Raw genomic sequence first — 17889 nt, forward strand, 5'->3', positions numbered from 1 at the left:
CAACGCACCCAGAGTTTGAAATCCGCCGATGGCCTGAGCCCCCATCGCAGGTTCATTGTCGGCCCGAAAGCACGTCAACGCGCACACGAATCCCCACTCTCACCCCTGCCGATCCTCCCGCCGATACTCCGCCGGCGCCTTCCCCACCAGCTTCCGAAAATCGCGCGTGAAGTGCGCCTGATCGAAGTACCCCAACGACTGAGCCAGTTCCGCGAGATCGACCGGCTCGCCACCGGCAAGCTTGTCGGCCGCCTCATGCAGGCGATAACGACAGATCACCCACTTCGGCGTCACGCCCACATAGTTGGAAAAGAGCTGCTGCAGCGTGCGCTCGCTCAACCCCGCACGCTCGGCCAGGTCACGCACCTGCGTGAGCCCGAGGTCCTGCTGCAGCATCTGCAAAATGGCATGAATGCGCTCGACCTGCGGATCGGCCGGCGGGAGCACCCGCAACAGCAGCGCCTCCGCAGCCGCCACCATCCCGGCGTCATCCTCGGCACCGAGCACGGCGGCTTCGGCCTCCGCATCGCCACAGTCGAGCAGCGTCGACACCGGCAGCACCTTGTCCGTCGACCAATGCACCGGCTTGCCAAAGAACGCCCGAAACGCCCCCGGCCGAAACCGCAAGCCGATCACCCGCCCCGTCCCGGCCAGCGTCGTCTCGAACGCCCCCGACACCACGCCGAAGATCCCCGTCCGCCGGCGGTCGAACACCAGATTCACGCACGGATACGGCAGCGTGCGCTGCACATACGGAGGCTGGTCGCGCAGATCCCATTCGACGATCCAGTGGTGATCCAGCACCCCGGCCAGTTCGGCGCACGGATGGTAGCGATTCAGGCGAAAGCGCTGATTGAAGGCTTTCGGGCCGACGACGCCTTTGGGCGTGTCGGACACGTTACGCAAGTCGGCCATGGTGACGAACCGTTGAGGAGACTGCGTGATGATGCACCGCCACAGCGGATTTTTCCAAGACGGCGCCGCGCGACCGTCCTACATTGAAAACCTGTCCCGAACGCACACCGGAGCCCGCGATGCCGCAAGACCGTCACCTGACCCTGTACCACTGCCCGCGCAGCCGATCGGCCGGCGCGCGCATGCTGCTGGAGGAACTGAGCGCCGACTACGAACTGCATGCGTTCGATCTCTCCGCCGGAACACACCACGAAGCCGATTACCTCGGCATCAACCCGATGGGCAAGGTGCCCGCACTGCGCCACGGCGACGTGATCGTCACCGAGCAGGCCGCCGTCTACATGTACGCGGCGGAACTGTATCCGGAAGCCGGCCTGTCGCCGGCGCCAGGCGATTCGCTGCGCGGCCCGTATCTGCGCTGGATGACGTTCTACGGCTCGTGCTTCGAGCCGGCCATCGTCGACCGCTCGATGAATCGCCCGCCCGCGGCCTACTCGACGTCGCCCTACGGCGACTTCGATACCGTCATCAACGCAATCGATGCCCAACTGGCGAACGGGCCCTACCTGCTGGGCGAGCGCTTTACGGCGGTCGACGTGCTGTGGGGCTCGGCGCTGAACTGGACCACGATGTTCAAGCTGGTGCCCGAGACGCCGCGCATTCGTGCCTATATCGATCGCGTGCTCGCTCGCCCCGCCATCCAGCGTGCGCAGGCGGCAGATGCGGCGCTGGCGGCGGAGCAGGACAAAGCCAAGGCGGCAGCCGCATCAGTGAAGTAATCACGTGCAGGGCGGAACTCGACGCACGTTCCGCCCGCCGCCCGCTCAAAACATCGTATGCACCCCGACCCGCGCGACCGCCTGACTCGCTGAACTCGACGCCCCGTTCGGATCGAGCACGCCGTTGATCTGCGCGTTCGCTCCGCTGTTCGCGCGTTGATAATCCGCGGACACATAAACCATCGTCCGCTTCGACAACAGGTATTGCAGCGCAACGCTGACCTGATGCGCATGGTTGTCGTTCACGGCCTCATTGCCCTTCATGTACATGTACTTCGCGCCGAGAAAGACGTCCGGCCGAATGCGCCACACCCCACCGGCTTCGGCCATCCACACGCCGGCGTCGTTGAACGAATTGTGTACGGTGGTCAGCAGCGCCTTCGCGGTCACGGCGCCGAAGTCATAGTGCATCCCGATGCCCCAGTTACGCACGCTGGTCGACGGTGTAGCAGGCGCCGGCCCATACTTCTCGTTCGTATAAGCCGCGCCGATACCGAACGCCCCGACTTCGTAGTTCAACCCGGCGCTCACGGTGTTGTCCGCACCGACGGAACCGGCCACGCCGCCGAACGCATACATCACGCCCCCGGAAAACCCGGCAACCGTCGGCGAACTGTACTTGACCGAATTCGCGACCGGCTTGCTGCCCGCCGTGCGGTCCCAGTCGAACGCACCGGTCGGATTGCCCGGCAGCGCAAGACGCTGGAACGGGCCGTTCCTGAATCCGTACAGGCCCGTGAGGTCCATCGAAATCGCATTCCCCTTCGCGAACAGGGAATCCACCATGAAGTCGTACTGGTTCCCCAGCCTGACGCTGCCGAACCGGTCGCTCTCGATGCCCACGTATGCGTTACGCCCGAAGATCCCGGTCCCGATGATGCTGCCGTTCGCCATCGAGAACTGGTTCACGAGCGCGAAGGTCGCGCGATATCCGCCGCCGAGATCTTCCGTGCCGCGAAAACCGAACAGGTTCGGCGTGAAGATGCCGTCGTCGAACTTGACGTTCTTCCCGCCGCCCTCGTTGCTGACATACGAGATGCCGCTGTCGATCAGACCGAACATGGTCACGCTGCTCTGTGCGTACGCACCCTGCGCGATGGCAAGCATCGCGACTGCTCCAAACCTCAGCTTCATTGCGTCTCCGTCCTTTTTTGTCAATTCGAACCGGTCGCCCACTGTCTCGCGGGTACCCGCCCGGTGCTTCGTGAAACAACGACTTTCCCAGCCCGGATGCGCTTTCATCCGGGTTCAATAAAATGACTTATTTAGCTTTACTGAGTTAATGGGAGGGATGAAATCCGATAAATTCTCCATTTCATCCAGCTTGAAGCGATTGCCTCGTTATCCGAATACCCTTGAGCAATCCCGCCTTCCGATTCAAGCGCCCCGACAAATCACCCACGCCGCCGAATCCACCTCGACACTCACGGCTTCCAGCCCGGCACCCGAACACGGCCCGTCGATACACACACCATCGTCGAACCGGAACAGCGCGCTGTGATGCGCGCACATCAGCACCTGAGACCGATAACAGGACACGCTGCCCGGCACGAAATCGAGCGGCACCGAGAAATGCGGGCAACGATTGATATACGCCCACACCTGCTCCCCGCGCCGCACGACGATGACAGGGCGACCGATGCACGCCTCATCGACGACCCGTGCCCCACCGTCCGGCACATCGGAGAAGCGACAGAGTTGCGTGGCGCCCATGACTCACGCTCTCCGCTCGGGATTGCCGAGGCTCCAGTCCCACGGACGCACCTCTACCCGCGAGAACAGCCCTTCCTTCACATACGGATCGTTGCCGACGAACTGCATCACCGCATCGATGTCGTCCGCCTCGACGACGAGCAGCGTGCCGTTCATCGCATCACCCTGCGGATCGAGCGTCGGCCCGCCGAGCCGCACAACCACGCCCTGCTGCGCGGCGGAACGCAGGTAGGTCCGATGCGTCGACCGCACGCGGTCGCGCACCTCGCGCATCCCGGGCTGGTCCGTCGCAAACACCGCAAAGAATCGCGCCATGTCGGTCAGCTCCGGTCGAGCACGAAGTCATACGTCGCTTCGCGGTACGCGCCGCCCAGCCCGACCCGGCGCGCGAGCGCATCGCCCGCCGCACGCGGACGATAGGCGACCATCAGCGACGGCTTCACGCCGAAGACGGCATCCGACTTCAGGTACTCGTCCGCCTCGTCGAACAGATGCGTGACGAGCTTGCGATACCCCGGCGCGTCGATCATGAAATGCAGGTGCGCCGGCCGCCACGGATGACGGCCGGTGGCATCGAGCATCTTCCCGACCGGGCCGTCGGTCGGAATCGGATAGCTGACCGGCAGAATCGTCGTGATCGCATAACGGCCTTCGGCATCGGTCCGGTAGCGGCCGCGCAGGTTGCCGTGCGGCTGCGCCTTGTCCTGCCCGGAATACATGCCGTTGTCGGCGGTCTGCCACACGTCGAGCACGGCGCCCGGCACCGGCGCGCCATCGGTGGTGAGCACGCGACCGTGCACGACGACCGGCGTGCCGGGCGTGAACGCCATGTTCTCGCCATACGCGCGGTCGGGCATGCCCTCGATGTAGAACGGGCCGAATACGGTCGTTTCCGTCGCGCCGGTGGCGAAGCGATGGTTGATCGCATCGACCAGCATCGAAACGCCGAGCGTGTCCGACAACAGGATGAATTCCTGGCGCACAACGTCGTCGCACATCTGCCCGGTTTCGGTCAGGAAGCGAATCGCGGCCATCCACTCGGCCTCGGTCAGCGCCGTTTCGCGAACGAACGCATGCAGATGCCGCACGAGGCTCTGCATCAGCGCGCGCAAGCGCGGGTTCGGCGTACCGTCGAAGCTGGCGACGACCTGCTCGGTCAGCCGGGTGTCGCCGTCATGATGATCGTTCGTCACGTTCGTCTCCTTTGATGCGGCCGGCCGCTTACTGCGGCTCGCGCCCTTCCCACGCATGCTGAAGCAATTCGCGAATCGGCGCACGCTCGATCGGCCGCGGATTCGCATACGGATTCCGGCAGGCGAGGTCGGCGGCTTCGTCGAGGCCCGCTTCCGGCATCCCGATGTCGGCAAGCGCCGCCGACAAGCCCAATTGCCGATTCAACCGGAACAGCAGCGGGCCGGCATCGGCCGCGTCGGTACCGCCCAGCGCTCGCGCGACGCGGCGCAGCGCGTCAGGCGCCGCCGCGTGGTTGTAGTGTGCGGTATGCGGCAGCATCGCGGCATGCGTCTGCGCATGCGGCAAGTTGAAGGTCCCGCCGAGCGTATGACAGAGCTTGTGGTGCAACGCCATCCCGACGGCGCCCAGGCACGTGCCGGCGAGCCACGCGCCATACAGCGCGCGGCTGCGCATCTCGCGGTCGTCGGGCGCACGAACGATCGCAGGCAGCGCGTCGCCGAGCGCACGAATCGACTCCTCGGCCATCAGGCTGATCACGGGGTTCGCATCTTCCGCATAGAGCGCTTCGACCGCATGCGCCATCGCATTGACGCCGGACGCCGCCGAAATCCCCGGCGGCAGCGACACCGTCAGGGACGGGTCGTAGAGCACCGTACGCGGCAGCACGCGCGCATCGCGCCCGGTGCGCTTCAGCCGGCCTTCGGTGAGCCCGAAGATCGGCGTCATTTCCGAGCCCGCGTAAGTCGTCGGCACGGCGAGGATCGGCAGCGACGACTCGAGCGCGATCGCCTTGCCGAGCCCGATCGTCGAGCCACCGCCGATCGCGATGCAGCAGTCCGCGCCCAGCTCGGCGGCCATCTCGCGTGCGGCACGCGCCACCTCGACCGGCACGTGCATCACGGCCTGCGCGCACACGCCGGCCGCACGCTCGCCGAGCACGTCCCTGACCCGTTCGGCGAGCGGCTGCTGCTCGGGCGTCGACAGAATCAGCGCCCGCCGCGCGCCGAGCGCGGACAGCTCGTCCGGCAGCCGATCGAGCGCGCCCCATTCGAACACGACGCGGGAAGGCGTTCCCTGATAGACGAAGCGCTCCATCGCAACCTCAACGCTTGAAATGCGGCGGCACCTTGCCGTCGACGTTGACCCACACCGAGCGCGCTTCCGTGTAGTCGTGCATCGCCTCGAAGCCCATCTCGCGGCCGTAGCCCGACTTCCCGATGCCGCCGAACGGGCTGCCCGGATTGACGCGCTTGTAGCAGTTGATCCAGCACATGCCCGCGTCGATCCGTGACGCCATCTTGTGTGCGCGGGACAGATCGTTGGTCCACAGGCCGCTGCCGAGCCCGTATTCGGTCGCGTTGGCGATCGACAGCGCGTCCTCGTCGCTACCGAAGCGCAGCACGGTGACGAACGGGCCGAACACTTCCTCCTGCGCGACGCGATCGGCGGCGCTGTTCGCTTCGATGACGGTCGGGCGCACGTAGTAGCCGCCGGCGAGTGCCGCATCCTGCGGCGCGCTGCCGCCCGCGAGCACGCGGCCGCCCTGCTCGCGCGCGACGTCGACGAACGACAGCACGCGCTCGAGGTGCTGCTTCGACGTCAACGGCCCCATCTCGGTGTCCGGGTCCAGCGGGTTGCCGACGCGAATCGACGAAGCCAGCGACACGAAGCGTTCGAGGAATTCGTCGGCGATGCGTTCGTGCAGCACGAGACGCGAACCCGCGATGCACGCCTGCCCCTGGTTGTGGAAGATCGCCCACGCGGCGCCGTTGATGGCGGCGTCGAGGTTCGCATCGTCGAACACGATGTTGGCGCCCTTGCCGCCCAGTTCCAGCTGCACGCGCTTCAGGTTGCCCTGCGACGCCTCGACGATCCGGCGGCCCGTCGCGGTCGAACCGGTGAACGCGATCTTGCCGACACCGGGGTGTTCGGCGAGCCGCTGGCCGGCCGTATGCCCGTAGCCGGCGACGATATTGACGACACCTGCGGGGAACCCGACCTCGGCCATCAGCTCGACGATGCGCAGCGTCGACAGCGGCGTGATTTCCGACGGCTTGAGCACGACCGTGTTGCCTGCGGCCAGCGCCGGGCCCATCTTCCAGCTCGTGAACATCAGCGGGAAATTCCACGGCACGATCTGGCCGACGACGCCGATCGGCGCGCGCTGCACGTAGTTCAGGAAGCCGGTTTCGACGGGAATCACCGAGCCCTGCAGCTTGTCGGCCATCCCGCCGAAGTAGCGGAAGCAACCGGCCGTGCGCGGCACGTCGAGCGCGCGCGAATCGCGGATCGGGTGGCCGGTGTCCAGCGATTCGAGCTGCGCGAGTTCCTCCGCGTTGGCTTCGATCGCATCGGCGAGGCGCAGCAGCAGCCGGCCGCGCTCGGCCGCCGGCAGCGCCGACCACCTGGGGAACGCACGGGTGGCGGCTTCGACCGCCAGGTCCACGTCCGCCGCGGTGGCAGCGGCGATCTTCGTGATCAGCGAGCCGTCGTGCGGATTGAGCACGTCGATCGTGTCGCGGTCGACGGCGTCAACGAAGCGCCCGTCGATGAAGAGTTGGGTTTGCATGAATCGTCCTCGAATGTGTGTGCAAGCGCGGCGCTCAAGATCACGCCGCGCCGCCCCGGGTTTTCCGCGCCGAAGAAAGTCCTCTCGGGGGCCTGGCGCGAAGCGACCGGTTTGGGGGCGCTTAGAACGCGATCGGGTACGGCGCCAGCTCGCCGCGCTCGTATCGCTGCGGCAGGTCCGGCGTCGCGTTTTCCCAGACCAGCAGCATCGAACGCTTCGTCGAGTAGCCCTGGTGCCGGATGTCGGCGGGCATCGCGCAGATGTCGCCGGCCCGCATCGTGATGCGCGCGCGCGGCGCACCGGTGTTCTTGTCGCCGATGTCCCACACGATTTCATCGGACAGTTGCAGGAACCATTCGACGCGGTCGTTACCGTGGAACACCGGCAGGATGAATTCCTCGGTGGTCGGGCAGAACAGGCTGCGCCCGCACACGGAGGTAACCGACGGATTCCACGTCACGTCCGAACGCGACAGGTACTTGAACAGGTTGAACGCGTGCAGCTCGCCTTCGAAGCCCGGTTTCACATGCACTTCCGGCTCGTCCTGAGCGACGTCGAGGAATGCGCGGTTGACGGGCAGTTCGTCGCGCAGCGGCGAGTCGCCGTCGAGGCCCGGCATGCGACGCGTGGCGATGCGCGTGCGCTCGATCGCCGAGCCGTTCTCGCCGTGCTTGCGCCCGAACGCCGAGCCGGTTTCCTCCGGCGCCGCGAACGGATCGAAGCCTTCGTTGGTCCAGTCGTGCAGCATCGCCTTGAAGGTCGCCATGATGGTGGGCGTTTCGAACGTCTCGGTGTAGTCGACGCCGGCTTCCTTCAGGATGCCGTTGAAGGTGCCCGCATACATGTCGACCTTGCCGTAGTGATTGCGCGTGCCGAACACGTGATCGAAATTCACCCAGCCGTAGAAGAAGCCCCACGCGACGTCGCGCATCATCGCGCGCAGGAACGCGTCCGCGGGCATCGCATGCGTGCGGGTCTGGCCTTTCGCGGGCCAGCTGATTTTCACGAAATACTCGTCGCGCTGGAACGCGAATTCGCCGAGGTGGAAGCGGCGGTAGCCGGTGACGGCATCGGCTTCCGTGGCCTGCACCAGATCGGCGGCGAAGCCTGCGGAAAGATCGAGGGTCTCGAGGGTGGCCATGACGTGTCTCCTGGAATAGTCGAATGGGGCAGTCGGGTGGGTCAGTGCAGGCAGATGTCGGCCCACTTCTCGACGGACAGCTCGCCGAGCACGGTCTGCACGAGCGCGACGCCCGGCTTGCCGGCGGCGAAGCGATACGCGCAGCCGGCCGGCAGCAGTGCCTGGTGCCCCTTGCGGAGGACGACGTAGCCCATCTCGCGGCCCGCCGGCTGCGTGCCGGCGCTCACGGTGCCGCGGCCGGTGGTCGGCGGGTTGTCGAGCTTGATGAATTCGATGCGGACTTCGCCATCCATCTGGATCGCGAACTCGTCGTGCGCGCACGCGAACCACGGCGACTGGCCGTCGGTGCGCAGCACTTCGATCACGTATTCGAGGTTCTTGCCGGCGACGACCTTTTCGTAGGGGGCCGACTTCGATGCCACGTCGAAGACGTTCGAGAAGGCGTAGTGCTGGGCGCTGCCGCTGGTGATTTCGATCTCGCCCTTGGTGTAGCCGTCGAGCGAGCCAAAGACGGTGTGGAATGCCGTGTCGGTCATTGCTGTCTCCTGAGTTGAACCGCTTGTTGGATTCAACTCTAGGGGCAAGGGGGCCCCTCAACAAGGCAACGGACCGCGACTACGGCATTTGCGTTTCGCGAATAATCGCCCCGCTCAACGGACCCAGCCGCGCTCCAGCAGCGGACGGTCCCACGGCGACTCGTCGCCGATGTATTCGACGAGGAATTCGACCAGGGCCTTGACCTTCAGCGCCTGTCGCTGCGTTGCGGGATAAACGGCGGCGAAGCTCAGCGGCGCGATCTGGAAGTCGGTGAGGATCGGCACCAGCCGGCCCGCGACGAGCGCCTCGCTCGCGACCAGCGTGGGCAGGCAGACGACGCCGCCGCCCGTCAGCGCGTACTCGCGCAGCAGGTGCACGGAGTTCGAGCGGATCATGCCCGGCAGCTCCATCTCGACGACCTCGTCGCCGCGCGTCAGCGTCCAGCGGTTGCGCGACGGGTAACCCGAATACAGCGCCGTGGTGTGCTGCAGCAATTCGCGTGGATGTTGTGGCGCACCATGCGCGTCGAGGTAGGCCGGCGACGCGCAGAAGAGGCGCCGCACCACGAACAGACGCCGCTCGATCAGCGATTCGGAGATCGGCGGGAAGATCTGGAACGCGATGTCGAACCCTTCTTCGACAGGGTCCACGACGCGGTCGTTGACGATGATATCGAGCTGGATGCCCGGGTAGCGGCGATTGAATTCGGCAAGCGGCACGCCGAAGTGATCGAGCGCGAAACCGGGCAGCATCTGGATACGCAGCCGCCCGGTCGGCGTCGCGCGCAGTTCGCGCATCTGGTCGGTCAGCTCGTTGACGCGGCCCACCACCTCCGCGCATTCGCGGTAGAAGGTCTCGCCCACGTCGGACAGGCGCACGTGGCGCGTGCTGCGGTGAAACAGCGGCGCGTTGACGAACTTCTCCAGTTGCTGGATGCGGTTCGTCACGACCGAACTGGTAACCCCAAGCTGCCGCGCCGCTTCCGCAAAACTGCTCGCCTCCGCGACCCTGACGAACGCCTCGATGCTCAGAAACCGGTCCATACCGCGCCCTTCCCGAAAGCGAAACTGGCAGTCTAACCGCACCTGCCGGCCGGTTGGGTCATGCGGAACGCGTCACATTGTCAACCGACAGGTGTCAATCCGGGCGACCGCCGGGGGCGGGTGCGACCGGTGGACGCGTTACGGCTGATCGCCCGCCGACAGCGCCGGCTGCACGCCCACGCGACGCTGCAGCACGGCCGGTGCGGTTTCGCGCAGCAGCATGCTGACCACGATGCCGAGCAGCACCGCCCCCATCGGCAGCCACAGAATGTTCTGGATCCCGAAGTGTGCGGCGACGTAGCCGCCCATCGCCGGCGCGATGCCGCCGCCGAAGATCTCGCCGCAACCGACCACCACGCCGATCGACGTCGACACGAGGCCGACGGGCGCGGCTTCGGTCGCCACGGGGCCCGACAACAGCGACACCAGCCCGAGCGTGAAGAACGACGCGACGAACAGGACAACGAACAGCACGACCGGCTGCGGGCCGAGGCCGCGGAAGATGTAGAGCATCACCGCCGTGCCGGCGAAGCCCACGATGCTCGCGAGGCGCCGGCCCACCAGGTCGGACAGGCCCGGCAGCCCGAACTGCCCGAGAAAGCCGCCGAAGCCGATCGCCGACACCACGAGGCCCATCTTCTGCGTGCCGAGCGACAGGTAGTCCGTCAGGTACAGCGGCAGCAATGCGCCGAGCACGAACACGCCGGTCATCGCGCAACACAGCGCGGCCATCGCGACGAGGATGTTGCGGCTCTTGAGCACATGGCCGAGCGACGCGGGCGCGTGTTCCGACACGACCTCCGTCGCGCGCTTCGGTTCGCGGATCACGAAGAACATGATCGCGCCGAGGATCAGCCCGGGAAGAGCCACGAGCGCGAACACCCAGCGCCACGACACGACGTTGAGCAACTGGGTCGCGATGATCGGCGACAGCGCCAGCCCGAACAGCGCGAAGCCGCTCTGCTGCAGCCCGAGGTTCAGGCCGCGCCGCCGCGGGTGCGACGCGTCGGCGGTGGCCGCGAAGCTGGTCGGGCAGAACGAGCCTTCCGCGACCCCCATCAGCCCGCGGATCGCGATCAGGCCGAGCAGCCCGCCCGCGAGCCCGGAGAAGCCCGACAGCAGCGAGAACGCGATGATGGCCGGAATCAGGACCTTGCGGCGACCGACCTTGTCGGAGATGCCGCCCATCAGCGCCGCGAAGATGCCCCACGACAGGCCGAGCACGCCGATGCAGTTGCCGACGTCCTGCGCGGTCAGGTGCAGGTCCTTCATGATCGAAGGGAACAGCGGCGCGATCAGCCAGCGGTCGAGGCCGACCAGCCCGAAGCCGAGCGCCAGCAGCGTCACCGCCTTCCACTCATAGGAGGTATCCCACTCGTTTGCTTTCATGTCTGTCTCCGTGGATTGGTCCGCCTGCGCGCGCCGGGGCGTCCGTGCATGGGCCAGGTCCGTTGTCTTGGGTGTGCGATGCGACGCGAGTCGCGAGGAAGTGGCGGCCGCCTTTCCGGCTTCTTTCCGGTTGCAGGCGTCGAATTCAATCAGCCGACGCCCGAACGATAGGGGCGCGGATGCGGATCGGGTATGGAACAACCGGCGAACGCGCCATTCGCGAAACGCAAATAATCGGCGGATCGGCGCGGGAGGCGTCAGCGGGCAGCGCGGAACGCGCGGCGGCCGGGGCGAAATGGTGCGAATGCGCGCGTCACCGGGGGAATCCCTCATGGACATCGGCGGATCGTTGTCGGGCGCCATCCGGCGACGAAAGGATCCGGTTCCATCCAAGTCGACATGGAGAAAATATTTTTCTACACATCAGCAAACGACCAGCCAACTTTGGATCCTTTTTCCCCGCTCCCCCTCGTATCATTTCTCCCGTTACGAAGAGAAAGAGCCAGAGAAGGACATGAGCGATACCACCCCGCTGCACTACCTCGACTACGCAGCCACCACCCCTGCGGATCCGCGCGTGATCGAAGCGATGACGGCCTGCCTCGGTGCCGACGGCATCTTCGGCAATCCCGCATCGAGCTCGCACGCCGCCGGCCGGCTCGCGAAGGAAAAGGTCGAGCACGCGCGCGCGCAGGTCGCCGCGCTGATCGGCGCGGATGCCGACGAGATCGTCTGGACGTCGGGCGCCACCGAATCGAACAACCTTGCGCTGAAGGGCTATGCGGAGACCGCGACCGACAAGCGCCACCTGATCACGAGCCGCATCGAACACAAGGCCATCCTCGACACGATGGCGAACCTGTCGAAGCGCGGCATGACGGCGACGTTCCTGACGCCCGCCGCCGACGGCGAAATCACCGTCGACGCCGTGGCCGCGGCAATCGGCGCCGATACGGGCCTCGTGTCGCTGATGCTCGTCAACAACGAACTCGGCACGCTGACCGACATCGGCGCGATCTCGCGCATCGTGCACGCGGCGGGCGCACTGCTGCACGTCGACGCCGCGCAGGCGCTCGGCAAGACGCCGATCGACGTGCGCGCGCTCGGCATCGACCTGCTGTCGATGTCCGCACACAAGGTGTATGGTCCCAAGGGCATCGGCGCGCTGTTCGTCCGCCGCGAGATCGCCGACCGCATCGCGCCGCAGATCCACGGCGGCGGACACGAGCGCGGCCTGCGCTCGGGCACGCTCGCAACGCATCAGATCGTCGGGATGGGCACCGCGTGCGAACTGGCCGCCGAAAAACTCGACCGCGAAGCCGTGCGGATCGCGGCACTCAGCGCACGCCTGAAGGACGCGCTGCTCGCGCTCGGCGACATCACGCACAACGCGGCAGCGGCACGCCGCATCCCGCACACGCTGAGCCTCACGGTGAACGCGCCGGGCTTCTTCCCGTTCATGCTCGGCGATTCGCTCGCCGTGTCGTCGACCTCCGCGTGCAACTCGACCAGCGGCGCGCCGTCCCACGTGCTGACCGCGCTCGGCCTCGACGAGCAGGCCGCGGGCCGCACGGTGCGCATCAGCTTCGGCCGCTTCACGACGGAACAGGACGTCGATTTCGCGATCGCGTGTTTCGAACGCGCGCTCGAGCAGTGCCGGGCCGCGACAGCGACCGGGTTCACGGCGTCGCGACAGATCACGCCGGCGGACCTGAAGGCGATTCGCAATGCCGGCTTTCGCGCGGTGATCTGCAACCGGCCGGACGGCGAAAGCGCCGATCAACCGGCATTCGAGGCAATCGCCGCCGCCGCGCGCGAACTCGGCCTCGACGCGCGCTATCTGCCGGTCGAACGCGACCGGATCGGCGATGCGGAAGTCGATGCGTTCGGCGCGCTGGTCGATGCGCTGCCGAAGCCGGTGCTCGCCTATTGTGGAAGCGGGAGCCGCGCCGGGATGCTGTGGAATCGGCTGACGGCGCGGCGGACGGCAACGGTCTGAGCGCAACCCGCATGTAACGCAGCATCGCCCGCGTCCGCGTTCACGCTCGAAACCGACGTTTCGACGCGTGGCCGCCCGGGCGTCGCGATCAAACGCCGAATGCAAGTCGGTGGAAAGTGCGCGCGATGTGCCGCGCGAATGTCCGCCGGCACAGGCCGGGCTCGTCGAGCGGGGCATCATCCCGCGCGGGCCGTTTCCGGCGCGGGAGGCACTGTTTGCGTCGGACAACGAGCAAGCCCGGCAGCCGCTATTTCGCATACTCCAGTTGCAGCGCCACCCAGTCCGACGTCGCGTCGCCGTAGCGCGCCGCGACGTCGCCGAGCACCCCGGGCAGCACCGCTTCGCCACGCCGCCCGGCCGGAATCGTCACGCGCGCGTGCCCGGCATCGGCCGGCCGCGTCAGCAAGCGCAGCCCGTGCTTCGATTCGACCACGCGCGCGTCCGCCGTTGCGACGACGTCGCTGCGCCACGTGCGCGCCCACGCATCGGCGGCGAGCGCCACCGGGAGTTCGTCGAACCCGCTCGCGACGGGCAGATCGAAGGTCCGATGCCGCCAGAACGCGACGCGATTCGTCAGTGCGGTCGCCACGGCGCGCGTGGTCAACCCGAACCGGCTGCCGTCGTGAACGTCGCTCCATCCGTGCGCGCCGACGTTGCGTGCCGTTTCGCGCGCCGCCACCGGCCCCGCCAGCGCATTCACCAAGGCAAGCGACGCGGGAATCGACGCCGACACGCCGCTCGTCGTCATCACGTTGCCGTCCATCACATAGCGGCGATCGTCGACCCACGCCGTATCGGCAAAACGGCGACGCAGCCCGTCGCGCGAATACCAGTGCGCGGTCGCGATGCGATCGCGCAACAGCCCGGCGTTCGCGAGCACGGCCGCGCCATCGCAGATCGCCACCATCGTGGCGCCGGCGGCGGCCTGTTTGCGCAGCCACGCGAGCACGGCCGGCCGGTCGTCTCGATGCAACGCCGGCACGATCACGACGTCCGCGCCCGAGGGCACGTCCGCGTCGAACCGGTCGAACGTCGTATCGGCCAGCATCCGCAGCGCGGGCATCAGTTCGACCGCGCCGGCGTCGGCCGACACGGCCACGACATCGGCCGCGCCCGACGTCTTCAGAATCGCGTACGGGACGATGAAATCGGTCGTCTCCGTTCCGGCGTTGTCCGCGACGATCGCCACGAGCGGCCGCGTGCGGCCCGCCTTCGGTGCGTTCACGGTCAGCGTTTGCGTGACCGTTCGTGCGCCGTGCGCGGCCGACGGCCCGGACTGCCCCGACATGCACGCGCCCAGCACCACGCACACGATCAGCGCAACCGCCACGCGCGCCGCCCCGCTTCTGTTCCGTTCCCGCATCGCCCACCCGCGTCAATCGATTGCATGTGCGGAAAATTACAAGGATCATGCACGCGGTCACAAGGACAACTCCACCGCACTTTCCGCCATGTCCCAGTCATCCGGTTCGGCACGCGACATCGTCGTCGTCGGCTTCGAAGGCGTCCAGTCACTCGACATCACCGGCCCGATGGAAGTGTTCGCGGTCGCGAACCGCCATCTTCCCGAGCATGTCCCGCGCTATCGTCTCACGCTCGCGTCGCAACACGGCAACGACATCGTCACGCACGCGGGCCTGCGTCTTGCCGGCCCGACCGCGCTTGCAGCCTTGCCCGAGCACATCGACACGATCATCGTCGCAGGCGGCAACGAAGCGTCGCTGCGGCACGCCGCGTCGAACGCCGGCGTGCTGCCCTGGCTGCGCACGCGGATCGCGAGCACGCGGCGGATCGCGAGCATCTGCACGGGCGCGTTCGTGCTCGCCGCCGGCGGATGGCTGGACGGCAAGCGCGCCACCACGCACTGGAATCAGTGTGCGACGCTGCAGGCGCTTTGCCCCGACGTGCGGGTCGAGCCCGATGCGATCTACGTGAGCGATCCGCCGTTTCATACGTCGGCCGGCGTGACGGCCGGCATCGACCTGTGTCTCGCACTCGTCGAGGCCGACTGCGGCGCGCCGACCGCGCTCGCGGTCGCGCGCGAGCTCGTGCTCTTCATGCACCGTCCCGGCGGACAGACGCAGTTCAGCGTCGGTCTCGACATCCAGGCAAGCGCGACACCACCGATGCGCGCGCTGCTCGCGTCAATCGCCGACGACCCGACCGGCGACCTCAGCGTCGCCGCGCTGGCCGCGCGCCTGCACATGAGCGAGCGGACGTTTGCGCGCAATTTCCTCAAGGAGACGGGGCTCCCGCCCGCGCAATTCGTGCTCGCCGCTCGTGTCGAGCGCGCGAAGGCGCTGCTGGAGCGGGCAGCCTGGCCGCTCGAACGGGTCGCGGAACGTTCCGGGTTCGGCAGCGTGGATGCGCTGCAACGCGCATTCGCGAAGCGGGTCCGGATATCGCCGCGCGACTACCGTGCGCGGTTCGGACAGAAACCCGGCAAGCAGCAAAAGGAGTAGGCCGCCCCACGTTCCCTGCCGGGTCGACTCACGAGATTGCGACACGGGGCGCGGTCGACTTCAGGAGGCGATGGCGGGCCATGCCGGCCGGCAAGGGAGCGCACTTTTCCCCGGCTGTCGCATGTCGACAAGTACGGATCATCCCGATCCGCATGGATTCCTTACAAAAACACAAACCGGCATGCGATGCCCCCGAACGGTGCACGCGTGCGGAGTTTCACCGGATTGCCGAAATCCGATATCGCCGCGAGATTTGGTTTCATACCGTTCCCGTATCGGACCGGATACGCGACTGCCATCGATGCATGGCAGCACGTGCCGCCGACGAAATCCAGGAGCGGGCCGCGGCACCGGGCCCGGGCAGCGATGACGGTCCTGCCTCGCAGGACACACGTGACGGAGCGAATATGGATGCGAAAATCCAGCCTGATGCAGGCACCGACAGTGACGTAAGCCTCCTCCACAAGATGGGATACGCGCAGGAGCTGTCGAGACGCATGAACGGCTTCTCGAACTTCGCCGTGTCGTTTTCGGTGATCTGCATTCTGTCAGGCGGCATCACGGCGTTTCAACTGGCGTTTTCCGCGGCCGGCGGCGCATCGATCGGGCTCGGCTGGCCGCTCGGCTCGCTGTTCGCGCTGATCGTCGCGGTGTCGATGTCGCAGATCGCGTCCGCGTTTCCGACCGCAGGCGGCCTTTATCACTGGGGCGCGATCCTCGGCGGGAAGAAATGGGGGTGGATGACGGCGTGGCTGAACCTGATCGGCCTGATCTTCGTGATCGCGGCGATCAACTTCGGCACCTACGATCCGTTCTTCAAGACGCTGATCGCCCCGATGTTCGGCGTCAGTCCGGACAGCCTGACGTGGTGGCACCAGACCGCGTTCATCGCGATCATCACCCTTTCGCAGGCCATCCTGAACGCACGCGGCATCCGGATCGCGAGCAAGATCACCGACCTGTCCGGCTATCTGATCTTCGTCGTGACGATCGCGCTGGTCGTGTCGCTGCTGGTCTACTCGCCGGTCGCGTTCGACCTGCATCGACTCGTCACCTTCACGAATTACACGGGCGTCGACGGCGGCGCCTGGCCGAAGCAGACCACGCCGCTCGCGTTCCTGTCCGGCCTGCTGCTGGTGACCTACACGATCACGGGCTTCGACGCGTCCGCGCACACGTCGGAAGAGACGCACGACGCGGCGAAGAACGTGCCGCGCGGCATCATCGGCTCGGTGTTCTGGTCCGCGGTGTTCGGCTACGTGATGGTGTGCGCGTTCGTGCTGGTCATGCCGGACCTGACCGCCGCGATGAAACAGGGCACCGGCTTCTTCGAAGCCATCCTCGCGCCGATCCCGAAGACCTTGCGTATCTGCCTCGAGCTCGCGATGTTCTTCATCAACTACGTGTGCGGGCTCGCCGCGATCATGTCGACGTCGCGGATGATGTACGCGTTCGCGCGCGACGGCGGGCTGCCGGCGTCGAAGCTGCTGCGCAGCGTGAATCACGACCATCGGACGCCCGGCCCCGCGATCTGGACGTGCGCGGTGCTCGCGATCGTCGTCACGCTGTACGGCGATGCGTTCTCGGTGCTGAGCGCGGGCAGCGCCGTGTTCCTGTTCATCTCGTATGCGATGCCGATCGGCTCCGGGATGCTGGCCGAAGGGCGCACGTGGACCGAAAAGGGCCCGTTCCAGCTGGGCATCTGGTCGAAGCCGTGCGCGTTGCTCGCGCTGGTGGGCGCCTGCGTGCTCGCGTATGTCGGCATCCAGCCGCCGAACGAGAAGGTGCTCTATGTGCTGGTCGCGTTCGTGGTCGTGCTGATGGTCATCTGGTACGGCTTCGGTGTGCGCAAGTCCTTCGCCGGGCCGCCGGTGCTCAAGGACACGCGCAATGACGAGCGGATTCGCGAACTCGAGGCGAACGTCGATCCGACCGTGTGACCCGACACCGGTTCGCACACAGCGCAAAAAATCCGGCTCGCGGTTTGCGAGCCGGATTTTTTTACATCGCTCAGGACTCGACGAGGTTCAACCGCGTCGGCGGTTGAACCCGAATGCCGCGCCTCAGCCGTAGACCGGGAAACGCCGGGTCAACTCCGCGACCAGCCCGCGAACGCGTTCGATCGTCGCCGCGTCTTCCGGCGCTTCC

The 17889-nt window shown here is 66.7% G+C and carries 16 protein-coding genes; 4 read left to right on the plus strand and 12 right to left on the minus strand.

The window, feature by feature from the left end; translation table 11 throughout:
• Window positions 1–99 precede the first annotated feature (99 nt).
• Window positions 100–915, minus strand: coding sequence for a DUF6597 domain-containing transcriptional factor (locus tag U5771_RS13205; RefSeq protein ID WP_322024390.1), 816 nt, complete (start codon window positions 913–915; stop codon window positions 100–102).
• 119 nt (window positions 916–1034) lie between these two features.
• Here U5771_RS13205 and U5771_RS13210 point away from each other — a divergent pair, with 119 nt between their 5' ends.
• A complete protein-coding gene (locus U5771_RS13210) occupies window positions 1035–1694 on the plus strand; it encodes a glutathione S-transferase family protein (protein ID WP_322024391.1) in 660 nt (219 codons plus the stop codon).
• A 45-nt stretch (window positions 1695–1739) separates the two neighbouring features.
• On the opposite strand, the gene U5771_RS13215 is transcribed toward U5771_RS13210, so the two are convergent.
• The 10 genes from U5771_RS13215 to U5771_RS13260 all read right to left on the minus strand — a co-directional run bounded on the left by U5771_RS13215 (window position 1740) and on the right by U5771_RS13260 (window position 11280).
• Entirely contained in the window at window positions 1740–2828 is a 1089-nt protein-coding gene (locus tag U5771_RS13215; RefSeq protein ID WP_322024392.1) for a porin, read from the minus strand.
• A 243-nt stretch (window positions 2829–3071) separates the two neighbouring features.
• On the minus strand, window positions 3072–3407 hold the full coding sequence (locus U5771_RS13220; RefSeq protein WP_322024393.1) for a Rieske (2Fe-2S) protein: 336 nt from the start codon (window positions 3405–3407) through the stop codon (window positions 3072–3074).
• A gap of 3 nt (window positions 3408–3410) precedes the next feature.
• Entirely contained in the window at window positions 3411–3722 is a 312-nt protein-coding gene (locus U5771_RS13225) for a YciI family protein (RefSeq protein WP_322024394.1), read from the minus strand.
• Window positions 3723–3727: 5 nt separating this feature from the next.
• Window positions 3728–4600 carry an intradiol ring-cleavage dioxygenase gene (locus U5771_RS13230; protein ID WP_322024395.1) on the minus strand — a complete coding sequence of 291 codons (873 nt, stop codon included), beginning with the start codon at window positions 4598–4600 and terminating at the stop codon, window positions 3728–3730.
• 28 nt (window positions 4601–4628) lie between these two features.
• A complete protein-coding gene (locus U5771_RS13235) occupies window positions 4629–5696 on the minus strand; it encodes a maleylacetate reductase (protein WP_322024396.1) in 1068 nt (355 codons plus the stop codon).
• 7 nt (window positions 5697–5703) lie between these two features.
• Window positions 5704–7170, minus strand: a complete 1467-nt coding sequence (locus tag U5771_RS13240) for an aldehyde dehydrogenase family protein (protein WP_322024397.1) — start codon at window positions 7168–7170, stop codon at window positions 5704–5706.
• 121 nt (window positions 7171–7291) lie between these two features.
• A complete protein-coding gene (locus U5771_RS13245) occupies window positions 7292–8311 on the minus strand; it encodes a hydroxyquinol 1,2-dioxygenase (protein ID WP_322024398.1) in 1020 nt (339 codons plus the stop codon).
• Window positions 8312–8352: 41 nt separating this feature from the next.
• Window positions 8353–8847 carry a hydroxyquinol 1,2-dioxygenase gene (locus tag U5771_RS13250; RefSeq protein ID WP_322024399.1) on the minus strand — a complete coding sequence of 165 codons (495 nt, stop codon included), beginning with the start codon at window positions 8845–8847 and terminating at the stop codon, window positions 8353–8355.
• A 114-nt stretch (window positions 8848–8961) separates the two neighbouring features.
• A complete protein-coding gene (locus U5771_RS13255) occupies window positions 8962–9891 on the minus strand; it encodes a LysR family transcriptional regulator (protein ID WP_322024400.1) in 930 nt (309 codons plus the stop codon).
• A gap of 138 nt (window positions 9892–10029) precedes the next feature.
• Entirely contained in the window at window positions 10030–11280 is a 1251-nt protein-coding gene (locus U5771_RS13260; protein ID WP_322024401.1) for an MFS transporter, read from the minus strand.
• Window positions 11281–11794: 514 nt separating this feature from the next.
• On the opposite strand from U5771_RS13260, the gene U5771_RS13265 reads away from it, so the two are divergent.
• Window positions 11795–13279 carry an aminotransferase class V-fold PLP-dependent enzyme gene (locus U5771_RS13265; RefSeq protein ID WP_322024402.1) on the plus strand — a complete coding sequence of 495 codons (1485 nt, stop codon included), beginning with the start codon at window positions 11795–11797 and terminating at the stop codon, window positions 13277–13279.
• A 247-nt stretch (window positions 13280–13526) separates the two neighbouring features.
• On the opposite strand, the gene U5771_RS13270 is transcribed toward U5771_RS13265, so the two are convergent.
• Window positions 13527–14642: a DJ-1/PfpI family protein gene (locus tag U5771_RS13270; protein ID WP_322024403.1), complete on the minus strand. Its 1116-nt coding sequence runs from the start codon at window positions 14640–14642 to the stop codon at window positions 13527–13529.
• Between the two features lie 88 nt (window positions 14643–14730).
• On the opposite strand from U5771_RS13270, the gene U5771_RS13275 reads away from it, so the two are divergent.
• A complete protein-coding gene (locus U5771_RS13275) occupies window positions 14731–15741 on the plus strand; it encodes a GlxA family transcriptional regulator (protein ID WP_322024404.1) in 1011 nt (336 codons plus the stop codon).
• A gap of 407 nt (window positions 15742–16148) precedes the next feature.
• Window positions 16149–17681, plus strand: coding sequence for an amino acid permease (locus tag U5771_RS13280; RefSeq protein ID WP_322024405.1), 1533 nt, complete (start codon window positions 16149–16151; stop codon window positions 17679–17681).
• The last annotated feature ends 208 nt before the right edge of the window (window positions 17682–17889 follow it).

Source organism: Burkholderia sp. BCC1977 (genome assembly GCF_905339595.1).
Classification (GTDB): Bacteria; Pseudomonadota; Gammaproteobacteria; order Burkholderiales; family Burkholderiaceae; genus Burkholderia.